Here is a 15146-nt window from a genome sequence, read left to right as displayed (position 1 = left end):
ATGTTGTTGCCTTATCAATACACAAGGCTGATGGGAGATAGTGTATTGAACTTGAGGCTTGATAACAATTCCCTTGCTTGAATAAGGGGTTAGTTAAAAATCGTTCAAAGAATGGGTGATTCCATGGTTGAAAAGGTGAATTTCTGTGAGCCGATACCAAAATTGGTGGTTTTTTATAGTCAAACAGTTGATGAGGTGGTAATGATTACCGCCCGTTGGGCTTGAAGCTACTATCGCGATAGTATGCTGCTTATATATAGAGGCAATTGCGTCGTTATATAACCATAGATAGTACGTTTAACTGATGTAATTCAAGCTGATGTACATTGTATAAATGCGATGTAACCAAGTGTTAACAAGTGGGGAAGGTACGAGCAATCAACCTCTTTTTGTTAAAAAGCAGTTGACCTTCTACGATTGTAGCCCAATATGTAAAGACTAATCGCATTACGTAACTAGTTACTAAAACGTTGTCCTCAACAAGATTGAGTATGATGAAGAGAGTAGTTACTTAATCAGTTTGGTGTGTTGATGTTGCTATGTTAGTTATCATTTTTTAGCATGCGACCATTGGTTTTTTATATTTAGTTTTGTGAGCACGAGGACGAATAGAGTCATTATGGGTAAATCTCTCGTTATTGTGGAGTCCCCAGCCAAGGCGAAAACGATAAATAAGTACTTGGGTAAGGACTTCATCGTAAAGTCAAGCGTGGGTCACGTCCGTGATTTGCCGACCGGTGCACGAAGCACAGGCAAGAAAGCTGCTGCCACTTCGAGCAAAGGTCTGAGTCCGGAAGAAAAAGCACGTATCAAGAAAGAAAAAGATCGTAAGTCGCTAATCGGTAAAATGGGTGTAGACCCTTATAACGATTGGGAAGCGCAATACGAAGTGCTGCCGGGCAAAGAAAAAGTTGTTAACGAACTTCAAAAATTAGCCGCAGATGCTGATTATGTTTATCTCGCAACTGATTTGGACCGCGAAGGAGAAGCTATTGCGTGGCACCTTCGTGAGATCATCGGTGGCGATGATGCACGTTACAAACGAGTGGTTTTCAACGAAATCACTAAAAATGCGATTCAACAAGCATTTGAAGAGCCGGGCGAGCTGAACATTGATGGTGTCAATGCACAGCAGGCACGTCGCTTTTTAGACCGTGTTGTGGGCTTCATGGTGTCTCCGCTACTTTGGAAAAAAGTCGCACGAGGCTTATCCGCAGGACGTGTTCAGTCTGTCGCGGTGAAGTTGATTGTTGAGCGAGAGCGTGAAATCAAGGCGTTTGATCCAGAAGAATACTGGGACATTCATGCCAATACCCAAACCGTAGGCGATGATGCGCTGCGTTTGATGGTTGCTCAGCAAGCAGGCAAGGCTTTCCGTCCGGAAAATGAAACCGACGCAATGGCGGCGAACTCATTGTTGGAAAAAGCGGCTTATCAGGTTATTGACCGTGAAGACCGCCCAACCAGCAGTAAGCCTTCTGCACCTTATATTACCTCGACGCTTCAACAAGCGGCGAGTACGCGACTTGGCTACGGTGTAAAACGTACCATGGGCTTGGCGCAACGTCTGTATGAAGCGGGTTATATTACCTACATGCGTACTGACTCAACGAACTTGTCAAAAGATGCCGTTGAAGCAGCGCGTGATTTCATCAGTAACGAGTACGGTGATAACTATTTGCCAAGCAAGCCGAATGTATACGGTAGCAAGGGCAATGCACAAGAAGCGCACGAAGCGATCCGTCCATCAAGTGTTGATGTGAAAGCAGAAAACCTTGAAGGTGTCGACCAAGACGCGATCAAACTGTATGACCTAATTTGGCGTCAGTTTGTGTCATGTCAGATGGTACCGGCTAAGTACGATTCGAGCACAATCACGGTTAAAGCTGGCGATTTCACCTTAAAAGCGAAAGGCCGTACCATGCGTTTTGCTGGTTGGACACATGTTCAGCGTCCATCTGGTAAAAATGAAGATACCACACTGCCTCTGGTTAGCGTTGGTGATAACTTGAAGCTTGAGTCACTCGAACCTAAGCAACACTTCACGAAGCCGCCTGCGCGCTTTACAGAAGCTGCTTTGGTTAAAGAGCTTGAGAAACGTGGCATTGGTCGTCCATCGACTTATGCATCGATTATCTCGACGATTCAAGATCGCGGTTATGTGCATGTTGAACAGCGTCGTTTCTACGCTGAGAAAATGGGTGAGATTGTTTCTGACCGCCTAGATGAAAGCTTTGCTGACCTAATGGATTACGATTTTACCGCCCGTATGGAAGGTAACCTCGATAAAATTGCAGAAGGTGAAGCAAGTTGGAAGGGCGTGCTTGATAATTTCTTCAGCGACTTTACATCAGAGCTTGAAAAAGCCGAGTTGGATGAAGCTGAAGGTGGCATGAAGCCAAATAATATCGTAATAACCGATATTAAATGTCCGACCTGTGAGCGTCCGATGGGTATTCGTACCGCATCAACAGGCGTGTTCCTAGGTTGTTCTGGTTATGCATTGCCGCCGAAAGAACGTTGTAAAACAACCATTAACTTGGGCGACGAAGACGGTATCGTCAATGTGCTTGAGGAAGACGTGGAAACTGCCGCACTGCGTGCGAAGAAGCGTTGTCCAAAATGTAGTACAGCGATGGATGCTTATTTGATTGACCAAGATCGTAAGCTACATGTTTGTGGTAACAACCCAGGTTGTGATGGCTACATTGTCGAAAAAGGTGAATTTAAGCTTAAAGGTTATGAAGGACCGCTTATCGAATGTGATAAGTGTGGTTCTGATATGGAGCTTAAAAATGGCCGATTCGGTAAGTACATGGGTTGTACTAACGAAGAATGTAAGAATACACGGAAGATCTTGAAGAGTGGCGAGATTGCACCGCCGAAGGAAGATCCAGTTCACTTACCTGAACTGCCTTGTACTCAAGATACTGATGCTTACTTTGTATTACGCGATGGTGCGTCTGGCTTGTTCATGGCCGCAAGTACGTTCCCTAAATCACGTGAAACCCGCGCGCCGTTAGTTGAAGAATTAGTTCGCTTCAAAGACCGTTTGTCTCCGAAGTTTACTTATTTAACTGACGCGCCAACGGAAGACCCAGATGGTCGTCCTACCGTTGTTCGATTTAGCCGTAAGACTAAAGAGAACTATGTTCGTTCTGAAATTGAGGGTAAACCTTCAGGCTGGACGGGCTTATACATCGACGGTAAGTGGGAAATTACGGATAAGCGTAAGAAGCCGAAGAAAGAAAAAGAAGAAAAATAAAAAAAACCGCCGAAAGGCGGTTTTTTTATATCTTAGCGAAGCTTAAATATTGCCAGCCAATAAAACGATATGAATCACTATGCTGTCATTAAAGCGGGTACACCACTGTGAAAGCGGAATGCATCGTCTGGGGTGTTGATTAACTCTGCTTCTTTACGGCCTATAAGTGCGATACGGTCAGAAATATCAGTACCCGCAATTTGCTCTGCGAGTTTCAAGTAGTCCTGATAGTGGCGAGCCTCTGAGCGTAATAGCGAGATGTAAAACTTCTTTAACTCATCATCTAAATAAGGTGCTAGCTTGGCAAATCGCTCACACGAACGCGCCTCGATGAATGCACCGATAATCAGTTTATCAATCAGGGTTGCAGGCTCATGAGTACGAACGGTTTTCATGAGCCCTTTCGCATAGCGTCCTGCCGTCATGTTTGAATAAGGGATCTCACGACTTGCCATGATATCAAGCACCTGCTCAAAGTGGTGAAACTCTTCTTTGATTAATCGCACCATCTTGTCGATAAGCTCTTGCCCGAAAGGACAGTCCGATTTAGGTGTTAATGGTGCGGATAAGCCATTCTTTTTACCATGAAAGGCACCTGTTTGGCGGACTTTGCCATAAACAAAGTCTTCATAAGGCTTTGCCCATTCCAGTAGCGCTTGGCCACTCTTGGCATCAACGGCGTATTTTCGAATCAGAAAAATGGCAGTCTGGCTGGCTTTAAGCTCACAGTTACAGTGATCGACTAAAAGTGGCACTAAGTTTTCTGGTTTAGTGGCTTCTGCAATCCATTCATCAGGCGTTGAGCAGTGTAAAAATTGTATAATCGGGGTCAGTAGTTCATCGATCATGCGTTGAGTGCTATCCATAATGCTTTTTTGTTGAGCCTTGATATTTATGCGATGCCTAAAGAGCAGCTGCGATTTGTTAGTGGGCTGATTATAACAAAAAGTCGCAGGGGCAGAGAATGGCCTTTTGGGTTACAGGGAGATGGCGAGATCATTACAGCACTAATTATTTGCATGCCTAATGGGCATAAGAGGCGTTGTTACTTGGATGATTAATTTTGCTTATTAGCGAAAAGATGCTTAGTCTACTAAAGAGTTTGTTAATAAGTTGTGACGCAGCTGCGCGCAGATTAGGTAAAGAATTCATAACAAAGGAATGGACATGATTAAACCGTTATCGCTTGCCCTTATTATTGCTGGTACATCGTTTAACAGTTATGCCAGTGAATGTGGCGATGTCACTATTGCAGATATGAATTGGAGCTCTGCGACCTTAATTGCCAATGTTGATAAGTTTATTCTTGAACATGGTTATGGTTGTAATGCCGAGCTAGTACCAGGCGATACGATGCCAACGGGTACATCGATGATCGAGAAAGGTGAGCCTGATATTGCCCCTGAGCTATGGAGCAATTCGATGAAAGCAGCACTTGATCGCGGCGTAGAAGAGGGCCGGTTGCGTTATGCTGGTGCTAGCTTATCGGACGGTGGAGAAGAAGGGTTCTGGGTACCAGATTACATGGTTGAAAAAGATCCATCACTCGCCACGATCACTGGTATTAAAGCAAACGCTAAGTTATTCATCCACCCAGAAGACCCTGATCGTTCGGCATTTTTTGGCTGTCCAGCCGGTTGGAATTGTCAAATCACCGCAGGTAACTTATTTAGGGCAATGAAGCTAGATGACGCTGGATTTGATTTGATTGATCCGGGCTCTGGCGCGGGATTGGCAGGTTCAATTGCTAAGGCTTATGAACGTCAAGAACCATGGTTTGGGTACTATTGGGCGCCGACAGCCATTTTAGGTAAATACAAAATGGTCAAAGTTGATTTTGGATCCGGTATCGATGAAGAGCATTATAAAGCCTGTACCGCAAATGCTGATTGCCTTGACCCTAAAGTAACCATGTACCCACCATCGGCTGTTGATACCATAGTGACTGAAACCTTCGCTAAGCGTGCTCCCAAAGCGCTGGCTTATCTTGAAGCGCGATCTTTTACTAACGCCCAGATGAACGAGTTATTGGCATGGATGGAAGATAATCAGGCCGATGGTGAAATCGCAATGGAAGAATTTTTGAATGAGAATGAAGCGACGTGGACAGCTTGGGTTAGCCCTGAAGTTGCCAAAAAAGTGAAACAAGCTTTATCTGAGTTGTAATTGTTTTCATTCTCAGTAGAAACGACCCTATATTGATATAGGGTCGCCTACAAAAATGACAATTGGAAAATCATCTCAGCACCATCCTGCGGTGATTTTTTTGTATACGAGATGATTCCACGGCACCCTGCAGCACCTTGGAGATCAGTACTTATGAGCCAGCCAAAGGAACAAGAAACATCAGCCGTGCCGCTGATCAGTGTTCGCGGTTTGTTTAAGGTTTTCGGTCCCGATTCAGAAAACGTATTGAAGAAAGTAAAAGCAGGGCAATCGAAAGATGACATCCTTCAATCTACAGGTCATACCGTCGGGCTAAGCGATATTAATCTCGATATTTACCCTGGAGAAATTTTTGTCGTTATGGGGCTATCAGGCTCGGGTAAATCGACGCTTATCCGTCACTTTAACCGTTTGATTGAGCCGACAGAAGGTGTGATTGAAGTCGAGGGTACGGATGTTGTAAGTCTCAATGAAAAGGCATTACAACAGTTTCGACGCGATAAAATGTCGATGGTCTTCCAGCGTTTTGGATTGATGCCTCACCGAACAGTTTTGCAGAATATTGCTTACGGTTTGCATGTCCAAGGGGTAGCTAAAGCCGAACGAGAAAATACGGCTCAGTACTGGTTAGAAACAGTGGGGCTTGATGGTTATCAAAGTCATTATCCAGCAAGTCTTTCTGGTGGTCAGCAGCAGCGGGTTGGGTTGGCTCGGGCATTATGCACCGATGCCGAAATTTTGCTAATGGATGAAGCATTTTCAGCGCTTGATCCACTTATTCGTAGCGAGATGCAAGATCAACTGATTGAACTGCAAGAGAGGCTGCATAAAACGATTGTGTTTATTACCCATGATCTTGATGAAGCGCTTAGACTTGGCGATCGAATTGCGATTCTTCGGGATGGTGAAGTGGTTCAGCAGGGGAAGCCTTTCGATATCCTATTAAACCCTGCTGATGATTATGTAGCAGCCTTTGTCAAAGATGTTAACAGGGCAAGAGCTTTAACGGTTGAAACCGTTATGAAACCACAGGTAGTGCGCATTTCAGCTGAAACCATTGGTGAGGCGATAAAACAAATGCGCATGGCACCAGAGGATTACGGCTATTACATTAGTGATGATGGTTATCAAGGTGTCATCACACAGCAAAGCTTGGAAGAAGTGGACGAACAGGATTATGGCAATGCCATTGACCCATTGATGTTAGAAAATGTGCCAGCAGTACACGCAAAGGCTTTGTTAGAAGCCGTGATCCCTGAAACGCTAGACAGCAAACACCCATTGCCAGTGATTAATGCAGACGGTGAAATTGAAGGGTATTTATCCCGTACAACGCTGGCCGAGGTACTGAGTGAGCAAGGGAAAATGGGGCGAGGTGATGGTGGTGGCGAAAAAAAGCCTCGAAGTGAAGACTTAGCCGCTTAAAGATTCTGTGCGGTTTTATGAATTTAGTAGGTATAAAAAAGGTCACCTTGTGTGACCTTTTTTATGGTTATTGGGCGGCGTGGAGAAGAGTTACCACTTCCGTTTGGGTTGAAAGAGCACATCAATGTCATCATGCTCTTTATCCATCAACTGCTGGCGTTCATGCTCATGGTTACGACTTTGGCTATTGTCAATGTCGTTTAACATCTGTTGTAGCTTTTCGCGCGCTTGATTTGCATAGGTGTCGTTTTTAGTTGCGAGTGCGTCAATGCCTTTTTTCAGCAACTGTTTAGATGTACCCAGTTGGCGTTTAATACGCGCATCGTTGGCGCGTTTGATAACATTTTCAATGTTAATCCGAAGCTGAATACCTTCCAAACGGGCGTTCTCAGCCACAAAGGCTTGCGTGGGCATCCGGCCTTTACTGTGTTCGCCTTTAATGACAACTTTTAGGCGCTTGACCAACTGTAGCATGCCAATGGCTTGCTTATCGGTTGTTGGTACTTTAAAACTGGCGACATCTGCGTTCGAGTAGTTTTCTTGCAGTTGACGGATTTGTTCACCAACATTTTTGATGCGTTGTGGAAGAGACTTATCAGAGGTATCAACTTCATACATGCTTTCTAGCGAAGAAAGTACCCGTTGGTTTAAGCAAACCAGTAACTCTTTGCTATAAGGAAGGTGGTGGGCATTACCGATCAAGTCTTCAGTAGCGTCAATAATCGCAATAAACCGTGCAAGCTCTTGTTGTTTACTGCTTTCTAGTTTCTGTCGGTACTGAATTATGATGTTGTAACCAACAATCAAGATCAGTAGTAGACTTACTAGGCCTATGATTAGTGGCATACTCATAAGTTACATCGATCATCCGTGCTTATATTTAAGCCTTATAAGATACACCATCTACCAAGTAGGGCATAGTGTTGTTGTGCTTTTTGCGCCCTTTAAGTAGCAAGCGATTGATAACTAAAGACAGAGGCGATGCGTTTCTTCCATATTTATAATGTTATGCGATGTAAAGTGGATGGAGTGGGTGTCTTTAATCACAAACGCTATGAAAATAGAACATTTAGCGCTATAACGGGATGTAATACATGCTTGCATTGATATAATGGACTATACAATTAGGCGGTGCCATGAAATTACAACAATTAAGGTATATCGTTGAGGTTGTTAATCATAACCTTAACGTTTCTTCAACGGCTGAAAGCCTCTATACGTCACAGCCTGGTATTAGTAAGCAAGTACGCTTGTTAGAGGATGAACTCGGTATTCAGGTCTTCGAACGTTGTGGTAAGCATCTGACGAAAGTGACCCCTGCTGGGCAGGAAATAATTAAAATTTCACGAGATATTCTTTCTCGGGTTGATAGCATTAAGTCAGTTGCTGGTGAACATACTCACCCTGAAATGGGTACTTTAAACATCGCAACAACCCATACTCAAGCGCGCTATGCGCTGCCATCGGTGATCCAAGGTTTTATTAACCGCTATCCGAAAGTATCGCTACATATGCATCAAGGAGCGCCATCGCAGTTAGCTGAAGCAGTGTCGAAAGGGACAACTGATTTTGTGATTGCTACTGAAGCGCTGCACCTCTATCAAGAGATGATCATGTTACCTTGTTATCACTGGAATCGTTCTATTGTGGTAAAAGCTGATCATCCACTCGCGCAAAAATCTGAAATTACCATTCATGATTTAGCTGCCTACTCTTTGGTTACTTATGTCTTCGGTTTTACTGGCCGCTCTGAACTTGATAGCGCCTTTAACCGTTCGGGTTTAACACCAAGGATAGTGTTTACTGCGACCGATGCGGACGTGATTAAAACTTATGTCCGATTGGGGGTTGGGGTTGGGGTTATTGCCAGCATGGCGATTGACCCTGTGATCGACAGCGATTTGGTGGCGATTGATGCGAGCCATATTTTTGAAGCAAGTACGACTAAGATTGGTTTCAAAAAAGGCACCTTCTTGCGTACATATATGTATGACTTTATGGCGCGGTTTGCTCCACACCTGTCAAAAAGTGTTATTGACCAAGCCGTTGAATTAAAAACTAACGCTGAAATTGAAGCGATGTTTGCGAATATTGAGCTGCCAGTTAAATAGTTCATTTATTCTTTAAAAAGAACACATATAGAAAGGTGACCGCTGGGCACCTTTTCTTTCTTATATTGAAACAGTCTCTTTCTGCTCATTGATGCGGTATTAGTATACAATACCTGCGATTTGTCTGACCTTCGCAGAGTACACCATGTTTGCCCCGCTTTTTATCCAGCTAGATGCCGTCTTAGCTGATACCCGTGAATTTTGGCAGTTTATGCCGTTTTCGGTTCATTACGCCGAATGGGAAGAAAAACATCCTGAATTATGCCAATGGTTAGGTCAGTTAAGTGATCAGCAGCTCGCTGATTACCTCAGTGATCCACAGGCATTAGCCAACGCTTTGCTCCCTTTTATTCCTCAAGCGGCATTACTTCATCGTTTGTCACAGGTGAATGAGTTATCGCAAACAGAGCGAGTACCCCAAAAAGGTATCGATGTTGGGATCCCCGGGCGAAAGTGGCAACAATTAATCGCGTTCAATGGTGCGTTGCCTGCGTTGAAATTACCTTGGCTTGAATGGTGTGCTGGTAAGGGGTACCTAGGTCGAGTGTTAAGCGCAACACATCAGGCACCCGTTGTCAGTTTAGAGTGGCAGCAGGCACTGTGTGATAGCGGCTCTGTTGCGGCGAAGAAGCTAGGCTTACCGATGACATTTGTACAGGGCGATGCTTTTTCTTCTGAAAGTGAGCAGTTTATTCAGCCTCAACAGCATGCTGTAGCGCTTCATGCGTGTGGCGATTTGCATGTGTCGTTGCTGCAGCGAGTGGCGAATAAGCAAGGAAAGGCGGTTAGCATATCACCTTGTTGTTACCACCTAATCCGAAGCCAGATGTATCAACCGATGTCCTCTCTGGCAATGCAAAGTGACTTAGCACTGTCTAAGCATGATTTACGCCTGCCGTTGCAAGAAACGGTTACAGCGGGTAATCGGGTTAGGAATTTACGGTTTATCGAAGTGAGTTTTCGTTTGGGCTTTGATAGCTTGCAAAAGCAAGTACTCGCAAGTGAAGAATATATGCCAGTGCCAAATGTACAAAAAGCATTGTTGAATGATGGTTTTGAAGCATTTTGTCATTGGGCGGCAGAGAAAAAGACACTCACCCTGCCAGACGATATTGATTTCGCACATTGGCAGCAGCAGGGCGAGCAGCGGTATTATTGGGTCGAGCGTCTTGAGCTTGTGCGCCAGCTATTTCGTCGCCCGCTTGAAATGTGGTTGGTCTATGACCGTGCTTGCTTTATGGAAGAGTCAGGTTACAGCGTTACCGTCGGGACGTTTTGTGACAAGCCGATCACCCCAAGAAACTTACTTATACATGCGGAGTTAAAAAAATAAATGGAACTAACGACACTCTTATACTGTGCGCTGGCATTAGCGGCTGGATGCTTTATCCAGAGTACAGTCGGATTTGGGATGGCAATTGTTGCAGCCCCCATTGTGTTCATATTTGAGCCTCGCTTTGTTCCCGGGGTGATAACACTCGTTGGTTTAGTACTTGCGCTAATCAATATGTGGCAGTACCGCTCAATGCTATCTTTTAAAGGGTTAGGGGCAGCGTTTGTTGGCCGAGTGCCTGGTACCATTGTTGCTGGGGTGATGTTGCTTTATATCTCGGTCGAATCTCTGTCGTTAGTCTTAGGCGTTGGTGTATTACTTGCTGTCGCGATTAGCTTATTAAAAGTACGTGTTCGGCCAACCAATAAGTCGTTATTCTGGGCTGGATTCGTGTCAGGGGTGATGGGGACGAGTACCAGTATTGGTGGTCCACCTATGGCTTTAGTACTACAGCATGCCGAGGCAGGTAAATTACGGGCAAATCTTGCTGGTTTCTTTGCTTTCAGTTGTGTGCTGTCACTTATTACATTATCTGCAACAGGCCACTTCAGCTGGTGGCATTTTAAATATGGCATGATGATCATGCCAGTGCCTGTTTTAACGTCGTTATTTGCCTATCGTATTCAACACTTGATTAAAGCAGAGTGGCTACGTTATGCCTTGTTAGTACTTTGTTCTGTTGCGGGTGTCATTTCAATTTGGCAAGGTATTTCACCACCAACAACGGTGTAATACCAACCTACATAAGTACTTGATCAGTCTTACTGGTTAAAACCGTTGTTCTCTACGTTAGAGATTTTGTAATTAGAACCACTAGTTACTGCAATCTCTGCCTTGATAACAACAATTTTTCCTGCGTAATACTTAGATCAATTACTTATCCAGATTGGTATAAGACTAACGTCATCAAGAAAAATGAAAGGCCAGCCGTTTTCACTGCTGGCCTTTCGTTTTATGTGCATTGATCAGAGGAAGGGGCATGGTCTTTATCAAGCACCAAGCAGATCAATGTATAGATGGAATTTCATTGAGTAAGCTGAAGTTTCTGTCTTCATGTTCAGATGCTGGCATTGGACGGCCCAAGTAATACCCTTGACAGAAGTCAAACCGGCATTGTTGGAGGTATCTTAGTTGTGCTTCGGTTTCAACGCCTTCAGCCACCACTTTTAAATCCAACTTTTCACAGATAGCCCTCGTCGCTTCTATGATGGCTTGGCTGCCTTTGTGTTCACCTTGCACGAAACTTTGGTCAAGTTTAACGGTGCTAATTGGCAAGTCTTGAAGCTGAGAGAGCGAAGAGTAGCCTGTACCAAAATCATCGAGATAAAGCTCAAGGCCCAGTGAAGCAAGATCATCAAGGCACTGCTTGGCCTCGTCATAATCTTGCAGCATAGTGGATTCGGTTAATTCAAGGGCTAGGTGTGACGCTGGGATTTGATACCGATGTAAGAAAGACTCAATCGTTGGCGCTAGGCTTGATTGTAATTGTGACCTTGATAGATTGACGCTCATAATGAAATCTTCACTGTATTTTTTGCGCCATTTTGCCAGTTGTTTACAGGCTTTTTTAATGATCCATTTCCCAAGAGGGACGATTTGCCCTGTTTCTTCCGCAAGTGGAATAAACTCTCCAGGAGAGACTTGCCCCAGCTCCTCATCATGCCAACGGATCAGTGCTTCAAAGCCTTTTAGTTTTTTTGATTTCATATCAACGATCGGTTGATAGTAAAGCTCGAATGCTTCGGCTTCTAACGCGACGGTCAGGTGATGGCGTAATGTCATCTTTCGGTAGAGAGCATCGGCCATATCGGGAGAAAAGTGGTGGCTGCGATTACGACCTCGAAGTTTAGCGCGATGCATCGCCATGTCAGCTTGGGTGACTAAGGTTTCAATATCTTTGGCATCAGTCGGGTAATTTGCTGTACCAATACTGCAGCCGATAGACAACTCTCCCACTTCATTTAGATGGAATGGGCGATTCAACGCGGTAATAATTTGTTTCGCAAACTGAGCTGGGTCTTTAATTTTGCGATGCTCAGCTTGGATGATGAACTCATCACCGCCAAAGCGAGCTAGTAGCCCCTTAAACTTCAACTCCTCTTGCAAGCGAATTGCAATGGCTCGTAATAGTTTGTCACCAATGGCGTGACCATAGGTGTCATTAACAAGTTTGAAACCATCGATGTCCAAAAAAAGCAGACTAAAAGGTTGTTGATTATGTAGGTTATTAATAATGGCGTTGGTTATGCCGCGGCGATTGAGTAGCCCAGTCATGAAGTCATGCTCGGCATTATACTTCGCTCTATGTTGTTGCTCTATTTCTTGGCTGATATCAATAAGGCTAAGTAATAGCCGCTGCTGTTCATGTAGCCATTTTCCTTCAACATTAAACCAGTGGTGGGTTTTACCTGCCCAACAAAGCTTTTTAGTTTTGATGGCCTCGCCATTTTGGCTTTTAAGGAGCCAATGGTCGGATTGTTGTATGTCACCCAAAAAGCTGGCTAGATCTTGGAGGTGTGGGCCATAAGAATGAGTAAATGCATCATTTGCGCTGATAAGCTCACCACTCTTGTTAAAGAGTAGTGCTAAATTTGTCGTGTTTGATTGGGCAAGCTCTTTTCGGAGGATGGATTCTTCGGATATTACTTCAACAAGCATACCGAGCTTTCCATTACCCAGCGGAATACCAGAAAAGTGACATAATGCTTTTTTTGCAATTTTGTTCGGAGAGAAATACCACCACGTTTTTATTACCTCACCTTTTTCGAAGCGACGTTGATAGCCATCAAGCGTGGCACAAACGGCCTCCGACATGTCGAGACTTAAGTCACGTGATGATAACTCATTCGGACAGGATGTTTCCCATAACGGTAACGATGCTGAATTAGCCCAAATTATTTTTTTATTTTGAAAATCGAAAACCCAAACCGGTGATTGCAGGTATTCAAAAAGCGAAAAGGTATGGTTCATTACCAGTGCTTATACATTAGTTTTTTGATTGTGGCTCAAGATTAACTTAAAAATAGTTATATAAATATATTAATAACGAAAAATCGTGAGATTTATTCATTAATGGCGAGAAAGTGTATGTAATATATTGAATGTAGCAGGCAATGGTGGTTGTTGAGTCGTTTTAAATAGGAATGCTTCACTGGTAATTAAATGCTTATGCAATATTATTTTTTATTTGGTTATCGAATGTCATTTACGTTTTTCTAGCAGAAGAATATTGATTTTAAGAGCGAAGGGTTTAAGGGTGTTTAAATTATAGACATTATGCATCAGCTTAGTCACCTAAGCTAATGCATAATTAAAGTAAGCCTAATTTAGCCAATTGCTGGAATAAGACCAGCCATTTGTAAAAACTGTGCTGAAATAATGAGAACACCAGCTGAAGTTGCAGCGATTAAAGCAGGCTTACCGCCTGAAACTTGGTATTCAGATTCATTTGTTGGGCGTTGTTTACGCTGAACCGTGACCATAGCAACGGGCAAAAAGATAGCCAGAATCACCAGTGCAATAGCTGCAAATCCCAATGCCATGATAAAGCCTTGAGGGTAAAACAAAGCAAAACCAAGTGGTGGCAAGAAGGTAATGAATGCAGTTTGTAGACGGCCGTGTTTTTGACTATCTCGTTTAAAGCTATCTGAGATGAAATCAAACAGACCTAAGCTCACACCTAAAAATGAGGTTGCCAGAGCAAGATCAGCAAAGATAGAGACTGATTGGCTAACCATTGGGTTATCTAACATGATGCTTAATGTACTGATAAAAGCGCCGAGTGTGCTGCTTTCCATCAAATCACTTTGGCTCAATACCCCTTGGCTTGCTATCTGCCAGAAGATGTAAATAACTAACGGTAACGAAGAACCAGTGATCATTACTTTACGTAGCGATTTAATATCCATACCAATGTAACGAACCACTGAAGGGATGCTACCGTGGAAGCCAAAGGAGGTAAATACAACCGGTAATGCTGAAATAATTAACCCTTTCTCGACCGGCATATTGACTAAGTGGCCACCGTCGACATTAGGTACTAGTAAGCTGAGCATGACAATTAGAGCAATGATTTTTAAAGTAAACAATGCACGGTTTACCATATCGACTGAATGTGTGCCAATAGACACGATTGCAGCAATAACAACAGTGAACAAAATAGCACTTGTCTGTGCTGTAACTTCAACCCCAATCCAGTAGTTCAATTTATTATTGAGTTGATCTCCCCCGCCAGCAATGTATGCAGCACAAAGCGAGTACATCAAAAAAGCCACTGCAAAGCTGGCAATAAATTGTCCTTTACGGCCAAGCAATTGGTTAGCAAGAGAGTTAAGCGTGGCTGTTTGATCTGCGTATTGATGTACTTCAAGCATCAATAAGGCGGTGTAAGTCATGAGTAGCCAGATGCTAAACATAATGATAGTGGCTGTGGTAAAGCCGAGTCCAGCAGAGGCCAGCGGTAAGGCAAGCATACCAGCACCAATGGTAGTGCCAGCAATGATCAGCATACTGCCGAAGGTTTTATTTGTAGACATCGTTGTTGTAGCTCCCAGAAAATTCGTAGTTATGTTTGGGAGGTGATAGGCACACCTGTGGTCACTCCCTTTAAGGTCTTGGCCACAATGACGGAATCGATGCGTGTAATTAATTGTTTACACACGATTAAGCCATTGTGGCTATCGATAGGGAGTGTAAACGAAGTGGTTTTTCATGCTTAATTCTCTATTTGTCGTTGTAAATACCAGTTTTAAGGTATTTATTAATCATTGATACTGGGTGTGCACCTTATAGTGCCACTAATGAACTGTCAACTTTTGCGTTTTTTGCTGTAAATATTTATGTACGA

At 43.7% G+C, this 15146-nt stretch carries 10 protein-coding genes; 6 read left to right on the top strand and 4 right to left on the bottom strand.

The window, feature by feature from the left end; genetic code table 11:
- Positions 1–619 precede the first annotated feature (619 nt).
- A complete protein-coding gene (topA, locus tag L4D09_RS01240) occupies positions 620–3265 on the top strand; it encodes a type I DNA topoisomerase (RefSeq protein WP_428455668.1) in 2646 nt (881 codons plus the stop codon).
- Between the two features lie 77 nt (positions 3266–3342).
- Here the strand turns inward: topA and miaE are convergent, their stop codons facing one another.
- Positions 3343–4131, bottom strand: coding sequence for a tRNA isopentenyl-2-thiomethyl-A-37 hydroxylase MiaE (gene miaE, locus L4D09_RS01235; protein WP_428455667.1), 789 nt, complete (start codon positions 4129–4131; stop codon positions 3343–3345).
- A gap of 301 nt (positions 4132–4432) precedes the next feature.
- Here miaE and L4D09_RS01230 point away from each other — a divergent pair, with 301 nt between their 5' ends.
- The gene (locus L4D09_RS01230) at positions 4433–5431 is read left to right on the top strand and encodes an ABC transporter substrate-binding protein (RefSeq protein WP_428455666.1); all 999 of its coding nucleotides are present in this window, start codon (positions 4433–4435) and stop codon (positions 5429–5431) included.
- 153 nt (positions 5432–5584) lie between these two features.
- The gene (locus L4D09_RS01225; RefSeq protein WP_428455665.1) at positions 5585–6856 is read left to right on the top strand and encodes a quaternary amine ABC transporter ATP-binding protein; all 1272 of its coding nucleotides are present in this window, start codon (positions 5585–5587) and stop codon (positions 6854–6856) included.
- A 90-nt stretch (positions 6857–6946) separates the two neighbouring features.
- Here L4D09_RS01225 and L4D09_RS01220 read toward each other — a convergent pair whose 3' ends face one another.
- A complete protein-coding gene (locus L4D09_RS01220; RefSeq protein ID WP_428455664.1) occupies positions 6947–7708 on the bottom strand; it encodes a DNA repair protein in 762 nt (253 codons plus the stop codon).
- 284 nt (positions 7709–7992) lie between these two features.
- Between L4D09_RS01220 and cysB the strand changes: the two genes are divergently transcribed.
- From cysB to L4D09_RS01205, 3 genes are all read left to right on the top strand, one after another.
- The gene (gene cysB, locus L4D09_RS01215; RefSeq protein ID WP_428455663.1) at positions 7993–8967 is read left to right on the top strand and encodes an HTH-type transcriptional regulator CysB; all 975 of its coding nucleotides are present in this window, start codon (positions 7993–7995) and stop codon (positions 8965–8967) included.
- 145 nt (positions 8968–9112) lie between these two features.
- On the top strand, positions 9113–10300 hold the full coding sequence (locus L4D09_RS01210; protein ID WP_428455662.1) for a methyltransferase: 1188 nt from the start codon (positions 9113–9115) through the stop codon (positions 10298–10300).
- Complete coding sequence (locus L4D09_RS01205) at positions 10301–11032, top strand: sulfite exporter TauE/SafE family protein (protein ID WP_428455661.1); 732 nt, start codon at positions 10301–10303, stop codon at positions 11030–11032. It abuts the gene before it with no gap.
- Positions 11033–11305: 273 nt separating this feature from the next.
- Here L4D09_RS01205 and L4D09_RS01200 read toward each other — a convergent pair whose 3' ends face one another.
- Both L4D09_RS01200 and tyrP read right to left on the bottom strand, forming a co-directional pair.
- Positions 11306–13270: a putative bifunctional diguanylate cyclase/phosphodiesterase gene (locus L4D09_RS01200; RefSeq protein WP_428455660.1), complete on the bottom strand. Its 1965-nt coding sequence runs from the start codon at positions 13268–13270 to the stop codon at positions 11306–11308.
- Between the two features lie 356 nt (positions 13271–13626).
- Entirely contained in the window at positions 13627–14835 is a 1209-nt protein-coding gene (gene tyrP, locus L4D09_RS01195; protein ID WP_428455659.1) for a tyrosine transporter TyrP, read from the bottom strand.
- Between the last annotated feature and the right edge of the window lie 311 nt (positions 14836–15146).

The sequence above is a fragment of the Photobacterium makurazakiensis genome (assembly GCF_050336715.1).
In the GTDB taxonomy this organism is placed as follows: domain Bacteria; phylum Pseudomonadota; class Gammaproteobacteria; order Enterobacterales; family Vibrionaceae; genus Photobacterium; species Photobacterium makurazakiensis.
This window is presented reverse-complemented; position numbering and strand designations above follow the sequence as displayed.